The organism is Novosphingobium sp. BL-S-33, assembly GCF_056857025.1.
Window position 1 is genome coordinate 688702 of record NZ_CM166474.1, and the last position, 9059, is coordinate 697760.

At 62.5% G+C, this 9059-nt stretch carries 10 protein-coding genes; 2 read left to right on the forward strand and 8 right to left on the reverse strand.

Features of this window, described 5'->3' with window-relative positions:
- Positions 1-61: 61 nt before the first annotated feature.
- A complete protein-coding gene (locus tag AC1VVM_RS03115; protein ID WP_132389749.1) occupies positions 62-1105 on the forward strand; it encodes an OmpA family protein in 1044 nt (347 codons plus the stop codon).
- A 164-nt stretch (positions 1106-1269) separates the two neighbouring features.
- Here the strand turns inward: AC1VVM_RS03115 and queC are convergent, their stop codons facing one another.
- The 6 genes from queC to AC1VVM_RS03145 form a co-directional block, all read right to left on the reverse strand.
- Positions 1270-1968 (reverse strand): 7-cyano-7-deazaguanine synthase QueC, encoded by a 699-nt coding sequence (gene queC, locus AC1VVM_RS03120; protein ID WP_482955833.1) that lies wholly within the window; start codon positions 1966-1968, stop codon positions 1270-1272.
- Positions 1969-2007: 39 nt separating this feature from the next.
- Positions 2008-2463 (reverse strand): DUF3617 domain-containing protein, encoded by a 456-nt coding sequence (locus tag AC1VVM_RS03125; protein ID WP_482955834.1) that lies wholly within the window; start codon positions 2461-2463, stop codon positions 2008-2010.
- Positions 2464-2518: 55 nt separating this feature from the next.
- The gene (gene hslO / locus AC1VVM_RS03130; RefSeq protein WP_482955835.1) at positions 2519-3427 is read right to left on the reverse strand and encodes an Hsp33 family molecular chaperone HslO; all 909 of its coding nucleotides are present in this window, start codon (positions 3425-3427) and stop codon (positions 2519-2521) included.
- Positions 3424-4350: an ornithine carbamoyltransferase gene (gene argF, locus AC1VVM_RS03135; RefSeq protein ID WP_482902743.1), complete on the reverse strand. Its 927-nt coding sequence runs from the start codon at positions 4348-4350 to the stop codon at positions 3424-3426. Before argF ends, hslO begins: the two co-directional genes overlap by 4 nt.
- Positions 4350-5540 carry an acetylornithine transaminase gene (locus tag AC1VVM_RS03140; RefSeq protein ID WP_482902744.1) on the reverse strand — a complete coding sequence of 397 codons (1191 nt, stop codon included), beginning with the start codon at positions 5538-5540 and terminating at the stop codon, positions 4350-4352. The genes argF and AC1VVM_RS03140 overlap by 1 nt, the downstream gene beginning before the upstream one ends.
- Before the next feature lie 146 nt (positions 5541-5686).
- Positions 5687-6439, reverse strand: a complete 753-nt coding sequence (locus AC1VVM_RS03145) for a cold-shock protein (protein ID WP_132390546.1) — start codon at positions 6437-6439, stop codon at positions 5687-5689.
- Positions 6440-6735: 296 nt separating this feature from the next.
- Here AC1VVM_RS03145 and AC1VVM_RS03150 point away from each other — a divergent pair, with 296 nt between their 5' ends.
- Positions 6736-7164 (forward strand): protein tyrosine phosphatase family protein, encoded by a 429-nt coding sequence (locus AC1VVM_RS03150; RefSeq protein WP_132390544.1) that lies wholly within the window; start codon positions 6736-6738, stop codon positions 7162-7164.
- A 21-nt stretch (positions 7165-7185) separates the two neighbouring features.
- On the opposite strand, the gene AC1VVM_RS03155 is transcribed toward AC1VVM_RS03150, so the two are convergent.
- Both AC1VVM_RS03155 and AC1VVM_RS03160 read right to left on the reverse strand, forming a co-directional pair.
- The gene (locus AC1VVM_RS03155; protein WP_482902745.1) at positions 7186-7524 is read right to left on the reverse strand and encodes a P-II family nitrogen regulator; all 339 of its coding nucleotides are present in this window, start codon (positions 7522-7524) and stop codon (positions 7186-7188) included.
- A 182-nt stretch (positions 7525-7706) separates the two neighbouring features.
- Positions 7707-9035: an ammonium transporter gene (locus tag AC1VVM_RS03160; protein ID WP_132389738.1), complete on the reverse strand. Its 1329-nt coding sequence runs from the start codon at positions 9033-9035 to the stop codon at positions 7707-7709.
- Between the last annotated feature and the right edge of the window lie 24 nt (positions 9036-9059).

A 9059-nucleotide genomic window follows, 5' to 3' on the forward strand; every position in this document is an offset into this window, starting at 1 on the left:
TGTTGAGGGGGTAGACACTTACGGCACTCGGTGGCTCCAAATCTCTTAGTAGGGGAAACGTATGAGGAAACTCGTCATCGGACTGGCGCTGGCTTCGACAGCTATCGCCACGCCCGCGTTCGCGCGCGACGACGCTTGGTATCTGGAACTCGACTTCGGCGGCATGATCGTCGAAGACGCTAACGCGACGATCAATGGCGTCAGCCACGCTGGCGATTACGACTTCAAGACCGGCTTCGACGGTGGTGGCGTGATCGGCTATGACTTCGGTGCTTTCCGTCTGGAAACCGAAGCCAGCTATCGCCAGGCCAAGATCGGCACCTACACGGACGCAGCTGGTCCGCTCAAGGGTACCGGTAACGCCAGCAACCTGTCGTTCATGGTCAACGGCCTGCTCGACTTCGGCAAGGATGATGGCCTTCAGGGCTTCGTCGGCGGCGGTGCGGGCGTTGCTCGCGTCGATCTCGACAATGTCGACGATTCCGACACCGGTTTCGCCTGGCAGGCACTGGCAGGCATCCGCGCTCCGCTCAGCCGGAATGTGGACATCGGCCTGAAGTATCGCTTCATGAACGTCGACAAGGTCAAGGTTGTCACCACTGCTGGCGACGATCTCAAGACCCGTTGGCGCTCGCACTCGCTGATGGCGACGCTGGCTTACAACTTCGGCGAACCGGCTGCTCCGCCGCCGCCCCCGCCCCCGCCGCCGCCGCCCCCGCCGCCCCCGCCGCCGCCCCCGCCGCCGCCTGTGGTGTGCAACAAGGGCCCGTACATCGTGTTCTTCGACTGGGATAAGGCCGACATCACGCCTGAGGCCGGCACCATTCTGGACAGCGCGATCACGGCTTACGGCAACTGCAACAGCGTGCCGATCATGCTGGCCGGTCACACCGACCGTTCGGGTAGCGCCAAGTACAACATGGGCCTCTCGGCTCGTCGTAACGACTCGGTCCGCGCCTACCTCACCAGCCACGGCATCCCCGACGGCGCAATCTCGAGCCAGGCCTTCGGTGAAACGCAACCGCGCGTTCCCACCGCAGACGGCGTTCGCGAACTGCAGAACCGTCGCGTCGAAATCACTTACGGTCCGGGTTCGGGCATGTAAGCGATCCGGCAACGGACAAGATTGGGGGGTCGGAGCAATCCGGCCCCCTTTTCTTTTGCCCGCACTTCATCTGCGGACATTTATCCCGCTGGATGACAGGGCAAAAAGAAACGCCCCACTCAAGCGAGCGGGGCGTTTCTTTTTTCTAAAACCGAGGGCGGAAATCAGGCCGCGTAAAGCGTCGTATCGATCAGCCCTGCATCCGCGAACCCTGCCTTGCGGAGACGGCAGCTATCGCATAGCCCGCAGGCCCTGCCATCCGGCTGTGGATCGTAGCAGGACCAGCTCATCCCGGCCTCAAGGCCAAGACGGTCCGCCTCGCGGGCAATGTCCGCCTTGCCCAGGAACTGGAGCGGCGCGTGGATCTTGAACTTCGTGCCTTCATCGCCGTCCTTCGTCGCCAGAGTGGCGATGTTTTCGAAAGCCGAAATGAATTCCGGGCGACAGTCGGGATAGCCGGAATAGTCCAGCGCATTCACACCGATGAAGATGTCGGCCGCACCGATCGCCTCGGCCCAGGCCAAAGTCAGCGACAGGAACACCAGATTGCGAGCCGGAACGTAGGTGACCGGAATGCCCGGTTCCAGCCCTTCTTTGGGAACCGCTATATCGTCCGTCAGCGCCGAACCGCCGAACTGGCGCAGATCGAGCGGCAGGATGACATGACGCTCGGCTCCCAGCGTTTCCGCGATCTGCCGAGCAGCGTCGATTTCCCGGCGATGGCGCTGATTATAGTCGATCGTCAGGGCATTGAGCGCGAATCCAGCCTCACGGGCAAGGGCCGCGGAAACCATCGAATCGAGGCCTCCGGACAGAAGGACAACCGCCTTCCGCGCCGACGGATTTGGGGAAGAGTCTTGCATGGTCTCCGCGCTAAGCCTTCGCAAGCGCGATGACAACCGTCAGCCGCTGCAGTCGCCAATGCGGCGAGCTTCCGTCACGAAGGCAAACGGCTGACCGTTGGCGATGCCCTGACTGTCTATCTGGACCAAGGCATTGGTTTCGCGTCGAACATGCGTGCGCCCAAAGCCCCGACCTGTGCAAGTGTATTGGACGGTAACTTCGTTGGCCCTGTCGTCAACCACCACGGTATGGCAATCTTCACCGGGATGGCGCAGCTGGATAAGATCCCGCCCGTTGCGTACGCAGAGCTTTCTCGCACCGTCTCTGAGGCCGCGAAACTCCCAGCTTCCCCGTTCGAGCTGGTCAAGCATCGCCAATGGTTTCTTCTGCGCCGCGGCCGGCAACGACACGGCTGCCAGACCGATGCACGCCAATCCGATAAGACCTGCCTTGGCCACCCTTTTCAGGTTGGAAGCAGCATGTTTCTCCGACATCGGGCTATCCGTTTTGTCCATGGGGTAAGCCTTAGAACATCCCGATCGGCTTTCACAACCGGCGAGTATGAGTGGATCAGGCCGGGATATGCAGGATTTTCGAACAAAAAGCGCAATCTACCGGGATCTGGCCGGTCTCGTCGCGCATATCGACACGCTCGCTCTCGGGGAAGCGCGAGAGGATTTCCCGGTAGTACTCCACGGTGCAACGGCATCCGCGCTGGAGCAGGAGCAGCGGCTCGACCCGAACCTCGTCTTCCTCATGGAAAAGGCGCCAGACCAGCTGCTCCAGATTGAGCACCGGATCGACCAGTTCCTCGCTCCGCACGCTTCCCGCCATGACCGCGACATGCTCCCAATCGGGATGCTGGTCCTTGGCATGCAGGCGTTCCTTGCCCTCTTCCCCATCCGGAAGATGTTGGGCAAGAAGCCCGCCCGCCACGCAGCGCGGTCCATTGGAACGCACTGAGATACGGATCAGGGTGGGCACCTGTTCGGATTGCGCGAAGTAGCTCTCACAGGCGTGGGCCAGCGAAGCGCCTTCAAGCGGGACGACGCCCTGATAGCGCGTGCCGGAAACTGCAAGGTCGAAGGTGATTGCCAGGAAGCCCTTTCCGAAGATGGCCTCCAGCGAACAGTCCTCCTCAAGGCGTTCGGCCAGATCCGGGTCGTGGCGCAGATAGCCACGCACCTCGCCATTGCGGTAGTCGCAGACCAGCAAGTCCACGGCTCCGCCTTCGGCCTGCGCCTGAAACGTCAGCTGCGCATCCTCATCCTTGAGCAACGAACCCATCAGCGCCGTCAGGACAAGTGCTTCGGCCAGAACGTGCTTGACCACCTTGGGATAGGCGTGTGCCGAAAGCACCGTCTCCAGCACCGGGCCAAGCCTCAATACCCGCCCGCGCGCATTGCGCGAGGGGACGGTGAAAGCCAGCGCCCGGTCGAAGCCGGTATCGTCGGTCCGGATGAGGATGTCGTCGTTCACAGCTTGCCCAGCGCCCAAAGCAGGACCGACTTCTGCGCGTGGATGCGGTTCTCCGCCTCGTCCCAGACGACCGAATTCGGCCCGTCGATCACTTCGTTCGTCACTTCCTCACCGCGATGCGCGGGAAGGCAGTGCAGGAACTTCGCTCCCGGCGCAGCCTTGGCCATGAGCGCAGCATTGACCTGATAGGGCTGCATGGCGGCAATGTGCTTCTCACCGCCGGCCTGCCCCATCGAGACCCAAGTATCGGTGACCACGACTTGCGCACCTGCGACGGCCTCTTCGGCATCGCTGGTCAGAATGACCTCGCCGCCGGCGGCGCGTGCGCGGGCAACGAAGGCTTCGTCGGGCTCGTAGCCTGCCGGGCCGCCGATGCGGATAGTGAACTTCATCAGTCCGGCCGCCTCGATCAGCGAGTTGGCGACATTGTTACCATCGCCCAGCCAGGCCATCTGAAGGCCCGGCAACGAGGCCCCATGTTCGACGATGGTCAGGAGATCCGCGACGATCTGACAGGGATGCGAAAGGTCGGTCAGGCCATTGATGACCGGAACATCGGCGTAATGGGCCAGTTCTTCGATCTTCGCGTGGTCGTCGGTGCGGATCATGATCGCATCGACCATGCGGCTGAGCACGCGTGCGGTGTCGGCAATCGTCTCGCCGCGGCCGATCTGGGTGCTCCCCGCCTCCATGATCAGCGCGCTGCCACCGAGTTGGCGCATGGCCATGTCGAACGAAACGCGGGTACGCGTCGAATTCTTCTCGAAGATCATGGCCAGCACATGGCCTGCCAGAGGGGCATCGGCATCCGGGCGGCCCTTGGGCCAGCCCTTGCGCGCCGCCTTGCGGTCAATCGCATCGTTGATCATCGCGGCGACCACATCGCCGCCCGCATCGCCGAGGCCGAGGAAATCGCGTGCCATTACGCAACCTCTTCCGGCTGATAGCTTGCCGCAGCGGCAGAAAGCTTCTCCATGAATTCGTCCATGTGGCTGTCATCGATGACCAGCGGGGGCAGGATGCGCACCACGTTGTCTCCGGCAGAGACCGTCAGCAACTGGTGATTGTCGCGCATGTGGGCGACGAAAGCGCGCGGTTCGACCTTCAGCTTGAGGCCGATGAACAGCCCCCGGCCGCGCACCGAATCGAACAGCTCAGGATAGTTGCCGATGAACTGCTCAAGGCGCGCCATCAGCCGCTCGCCCTTGCCGCGAACATCGGCGAGGAAATCTTCGTTGGCGACAGCGTCCAACACCGCGCCGATTGCCGCCATGGCGAAGGGATTGCCGCCGTAAGTCGAGCCGTGGGCGCCGATGACCATGCCGCGCGCGGCCTTTTCCGTCGCGAGGCAGGCGCCAACCGGGAACCCGCCCCCGATGCCCTTGGCAGTAGACAGGACGTCGGGAACGATGCCGTACTGCTCATAGGCATAAAGCGTACCTGCGCGACCGACGCCGCTCTGCACTTCGTCCAGAATCAGGATCAGGTCATGTTCGTCGCAAAGTGCGCGCAAGCCCTGGAGGAATTCGGGCGACGCGATACGGATACCACCTTCACCCTGGATCGGTTCGACCAGGAAACCTGCGGTATTGGGGCCAATCGCGGCCTTGGCAGCCTCAAGATCATCGAATTCGACGTACTTGAAACCGGGCAGCAGGGGCAGGAAGCCCTTGTGCATCTTTTCCTGGTTGGAAGCGCTGATCGTCGCCATCGTCCGCCCGTGGAAGGCGTTGTTGAACGTGATCAGCTCGTACTTCTCATCGTTGCCGACATGCTGGTGGTAAGCCCGCGCCGTCTTGATCGCGCACTCGACGGCTTCCGCACCCGAATTGGTGAAGAACACAGTGTCGGCAAAGGTCAGATCGACCAGGCGCTTGGCGATCGCGTCACCCTGCGGGCTACCGTAGAGATTGGAAACATGCATCAGTGTCTCGGCCTGCTTCTGAATCGCACCGACGAGGCCGGGGTGCGAATGACCGAGCAGATTGACCGCAATGCCGCTTGCGAAATCGAGGAATCGGCGACCGTCTTCACTGATGAGATGGCAGTGTTCGCCGCGAACGGGCCGAACGCCGCACCGGGGGTACACAGGCATCAGCGGAGTGATCGACATGACGTTATTCCTCGAAATAAATCAGTGAAGCGAAAAATATCTGGAATCGGCAAACGACAAATGGCGGCCCTATGCGGACCGCCATTTGAGCGCTGCGATACTTGTGCAGTCCTCCGATTAACCCACCGGAGGATTTGCAGGCTTGATCAGCCCTGGAGCGCCGCCAGGTTGACCGCCGAGTACTTGCCTCGTCGATCGACCTCGATGTCGAACTCCACGCGATCACCTTCGTTGAGGCCCGACAGGCCCGAACGCTCGACCGCGCTGATGTGCACAAAGGCATCAGGCTGGCCATCGTCGCGAGTGATGAAGCCGAAGCCCTTCATGGAGTTGAAGAACTTGACAGTGCCGCTGGCCTTCTCGCCGGTCAGCTGACGCTGCGGCGCGGGCTCGCGCTTCTCAACCGCAATCACGTCGCCAATGACCACGAGATCGCTTGCCGAGATCTTGCCACCACGGTCCACAAGCTGGAATTCCAGCTGCTGACCTTCAGCAAGACCTTCAAGGCCCGCGCGTTCGACTGCGCTGATGTGCACGAACACATCGTCGCCGCCTTCGTCACGCTGGATGAAGCCGAAGCCCTTGGCTCCGTTGAAGAACTTGACGACGCCCTTGCCCTGGCCAACGACCTGAGCCGGCATACCGCCGCCGCCGCGGGGACCACCGAAGCCACCACCGCCGCCGCCACGCGGGCCGCCGAAGCCGCCACCACGGGGACCACCACCAGCGTTATCACCGCCACCGAAACGGTCACCACCGCCGAAGCGATCGCCGCCGCCGCCGAAACGGTCACCGCCACCGAAACGATCTTGTCCGGCAAAGAACGGGTCGAACTCGTCCTCTCCAAACCGATCCCGCTTGTCGCGTCCCCTTCCGCGACGACCTCTGTCAAAACCCATGTCTACGAACGTACCTTCGCTGCGCCACAAAAAGCATTCAGCCGGGCACGTGGACGAACCGTACCGGCTGCCAGACGAGTGGAAGAGACGCAACTCTCCCTACACCCTGCAATGTCGGGTCATACACGAGTCGTATGCCCATGGCGAACACAATTACGCGCGAATTTGCCGACGTGTAACCGAAAGGCCGCATTTCGATTGTCGGCGCTTCGTATCTTGCCCGAAAGTATGTTCTTGACGCCGGGGAATTTCGGGCTCAGGCGCCTCCCGATCGCCTTCGCGAGGGAGAGTTCATGATGTTCCGCCAGGTCTCCGAAACCGTCTTTGCCAGCCCGCAAATCGGGATCGAAGCCATTGCCGAGGCCAAGGCCCTCGGAATCGTGCGAATCATCAACAATCGCCCCGAAGGCGAAAGCGACGATCAGGTTCCGGGGCCCGATATCGAAGCCGCTGCGCGGGACGCCGGCATCGACTACGTGGCGATCCCGGTTACACATGCCGGCTTCAGCCAGGCGCAAGTCGATGCCATGATCGAAGCGCTGGATGGCGTGGACGGTCCGGTGCTGGCTTATTGTCGTTCGGGCACCCGCTCGACCCTGCTGTGGGCTCTGGCCCGCGCAAAGGCGGGCGACAATCCTGCCGTAATCGCGTCGAAAGCAGCAGCCGCCGGCTACGATGTCACGCCCGTTCGCCAATTGATCGAAATGTTCGCCGCCGGCAGCTGACCCGCTTCCTGCCGGACGTGTCTACAGGGCGATATCGCCCTGCTCTCCTGTGCGCACGCGCAGGACCTCGGCCAGATCGAATACGAAGATCTTGCCATCGCCGATCTCGTCGGTGCTCGCGCATTTGCCGATGATTTCCACGACCGTATCGGCGAAAGCATCCGACACCGCGATCTCCAGCTTGATCTTGGGCACCAGGCTGGAGGAATACTCCGCGCCGCGATAGATCTCGGTCTGGCCCTTCTGCCGGCCGAAACCGCTCACCTCCGATACTGTCAGCCCAGAGACTCCGGCACTGGCCAGAGCGTCCTTCACTTCGGTGAACTTGAACGGCTTGATGATCGCGATGATGTATTTCACGTCCATCTCCCTGGCCGGGTGCATGCTGTGCGCACCATCACACAAAGCCATCCCGACGACAAAGAAAAATGGGCCGGAGCGGCTGGCTCCGGCCCTTGAGTTTGTGTTCGCAGGAGGAACACCGGGAGGCGGCAACGGGGAGGAGGAGAGAGGAAAGTTCCCGCTGCCGCCAAACTCTGAACTTAGTTGTAGGCGCGCTCGCCATGCTCGCCGATGTCGAGACCTTCCTGTTCGACTTCGGGGCTGACGCGCAGGCCGGTGACTGCCTTGGCGATGGTGATCGCGATCGCGGTGCCGATGGCGGCGACAACGATCGTGGTGCCGACGGTTTCAAGCTGGACGATGACCTGGTGAACCATGTCGAAGTCCGGCTTGCCGGGGCCGCCAAGAGCGGGCGAGTAGACGATGCCGGTGCCAATCGCACCGATCATGCCGCCAATGCCGTGCACACCGAAAGCGTCGAGCGCGTCGTCATAGCCAAGCGCGGGCTTGAGCTTGCTCACGGCGAAGAAGCAGACGACCGAAGCGACGGCGCCGAGCACGATCGCGCCGAACGGGCCCGAGTTGCCGGCTGCCGGAGTGACCGCGACGAGACCGGCGACGATGCCCGAGCAGAAGCCGAGGGCCGAACCCTTGTGGCCGCTGAGACGCTCGGCAAGCATCCAGAACAGGGCGGCAGAAGCGGTGGCGACGAAGGTGTTGATCATGGCCAGTGCGGCCGAACCGTTGGCTTCAAGCGCCGAACCGGCGTTGAACCCGAACCAGCCCACCCACAGCAGACCGGTACCGATCATGGTGAGGGTCAGCGAGTGCGGCGGCATCGGCTCGGTGGGATAGCCCTTGCGCTTGCCCAGGATCAGGGCCGCAACGAGAGCCGAAACACCGGCGTTGATGTGAACGACGGTACCGCCCGCAAAGTCGAGAGCGCCCTTGGCGAAGAAGTAGCCATTGCTGCCCCAGACCATGTGCGCAATCGGGAAGTAGACGATCGTCAGCCAGATGGCGCCGAACACCATCACGGCCGAGAACTTGATGCGCTCCACGGTCGAACCGAGCACGAGCGCGACCGTGATCGCCGCGAAGGTCATCTGGAAGCAGATGAACACGTATTCGGGGATCGCGACGCCGGCGGTGAAGGTTGCCGACACGCTGTCAGGCGTGACACCGGCAAGGAAAAGCTTGCCGAAGCCCGCGATGAAGGCGTTGCCGCCATCGCCGAAGGCCATCGTGTAGCCCCAGATCACCCAGATCAGCATGGCAAGGCTGGCCACGGCGCCGATCTGCGTCATGGTCGAAAGCATGTTCTTCGAGCGGGTCAGACCGCCGTAGAACAAGGCAAGGCCCGGCACGATCATCATCAGAACGAGCAGGGTCGAGGTCATCATCCAGGCGGTGTCGCCCTTGTTGACGGTCGGTGCCGCGGCGGCGGCAGCAGCCTGGGCCCAGGCAGGCATGGCGGCGAACAGCGACGCTCCCAGAGCGCCGGCGCCGCACAGAATCTTGCGGTTCATCGTGGAATCCCTCCTGTCGGAAGC

What these genes read in the sequence shown, in the direction of transcription:
- AC1VVM_RS03145 (WP_132390546.1), bottom strand. Translation starts at nt 6,439, where the DNA reads ATGGGTTTTGACAGAGGTCGTCGCGGAAGGGGACGCGACAAGCGGGAT.
- AC1VVM_RS03140 (WP_482902744.1), bottom strand. Translation starts at nt 5,540, where the DNA reads ATGTCGATCACTCCGCTGATGCCTGTGTACCCCCGGTGCGGCGTTCGG.
- queC (WP_482955833.1), bottom strand. Translation starts at nt 1,968, where the DNA reads ATGCAAGACTCTTCCCCAAATCCGTCGGCGCGGAAGGCGGTTGTCCTT.
- AC1VVM_RS03115 (WP_132389749.1), top strand. Translation starts at nt 62, where the DNA reads ATGAGGAAACTCGTCATCGGACTGGCGCTGGCTTCGACAGCTATCGCC.
- AC1VVM_RS03150 (WP_132390544.1), top strand. Translation starts at nt 6,736, where the DNA reads ATGTTCCGCCAGGTCTCCGAAACCGTCTTTGCCAGCCCGCAAATCGGG.
- AC1VVM_RS03160 (WP_132389738.1), bottom strand. Translation starts at nt 9,035, where the DNA reads ATGAACCGCAAGATTCTGTGCGGCGCCGGCGCTCTGGGAGCGTCGCTG.
- argF (WP_482902743.1), bottom strand. Translation starts at nt 4,350, where the DNA reads ATGGCACGCGATTTCCTCGGCCTCGGCGATGCGGGCGGCGATGTGGTC.
- AC1VVM_RS03125 (WP_482955834.1), bottom strand. Translation starts at nt 2,463, where the DNA reads ATGGACAAAACGGATAGCCCGATGTCGGAGAAACATGCTGCTTCCAAC.